This window comes from Pseudomonas sp. ENNP23 (assembly GCF_001728945.1).
In the GTDB taxonomy this organism is placed as follows: Bacteria; Pseudomonadota; Gammaproteobacteria; order Pseudomonadales; family Pseudomonadaceae; genus Metapseudomonas; species Metapseudomonas otitidis.
In genome coordinates this window covers 1-1,152 of the sequence record NZ_LYSP01000105.1, presented here as the reverse complement: position 1 = coordinate 1,152, position 1,152 = coordinate 1, and the positions used below count along the sequence as shown (strand labels likewise).

The window sequence follows — 1,152 nt, the reverse complement described above, 5'->3', positions numbered from 1 at the left end:
CCACCGCCCGCGACTACCCCGGCAGCATCTACGTGCATCAGTTGTTCGAGCAGCGCGCACTCAGCCAGCCGAATGCCCCGGCGCTGACTTTCGCCGGCCGCACCCTCAGCTACGCCGAGTTGAACGCCGAGGCCAACCGCTTGGCCCATCACCTGCGCCGCCTGGGCGTGGGCCCGGATGGGCTGGTGGGCATCGCCGCCGAGCGCTCGGTGGAGATGGTGGTGGGGTTGCTGGCCATCCTCAAGGCCGGCGGCGCCTACGTGCCGCTGGACCCGGAATACCCCCAGGACCGTCTGGCCTACCTGTTCGAGGACAGCGGCATTGCCTTGCTGCTGACCCAATCGCACCTGCGCGACAGCCTGCCGATTCCCGCCGGGCTGCCGGTACTGGAACTGGATCAGGCCGCCGCCTGGGCCGATCAGGACGAAACCAACCCCGGCGTGCCGCTGCACCCGGAAAACCTCGCCTACGTCATCTACACCTCCGGCTCCACCGGCAAGCCCAAGGGCGCCGGCAACCGCCACATCGCCCTGCACAACCGCCTGGCGTGGATGCAGGAGGCGTATCAACTGGGCGCCGAAGACAGCGTGCTGCAGAAGACGCCATTCAGCTTCGACGTCTCGGTGTGGGAGTTCTTCTGGCCGCTGATGGAAGGTGCGCGCCTGGTGATGGCGCGGCCTGGCGACCACCGCGACCCGGCGCGCCTGGTGCAACTGATCACCGACGAGCAGATCAGCACGCTGCACTTCGTGCCCTCGATGCTGCAGGCCTTCGTCGGGGATGAAAACGCCGCGCGCTGCACCTCCCTGCGTCGCATCGTCTGCTCCGGCGAGGCACTGCCGGTGGAGCTGCAACGCCAGACCCTGGCACTGCTGCCCCAAGCCGGCCTGTACAACCTCTACGGCCCCACCGAAGCGGCCATCGACGTCACCCACTGGACCTGCGTGGAGGAGGGCAAGGACGCCGTGCCCATCGGCCAGCCCATCGCCAACCTGCAGACCTACGTGCTGGACGCCGAACTGAACCCAGTGAGCCCCGGCGTCACCGGCGAGCTGTACCTGGGCGGCATCGGCCTGGCACGCGGTTATCACCGCCGCCCGGCGCTGACCGCCGAACGCTTCGTCACCAGCCCCTTCGGCGACGGCGAGCGCC

Annotated in this window: 1 protein-coding gene; it reads left to right on the top strand. The window is 68.9% G+C overall.

Annotated elements, in window-relative coordinates:
• Nucleotides 1-1,152: amino acid adenylation domain-containing protein (locus A9G05_RS26205; RefSeq protein WP_139131277.1), on the top strand; the 1,152-nt coding region annotated here is incomplete at both ends.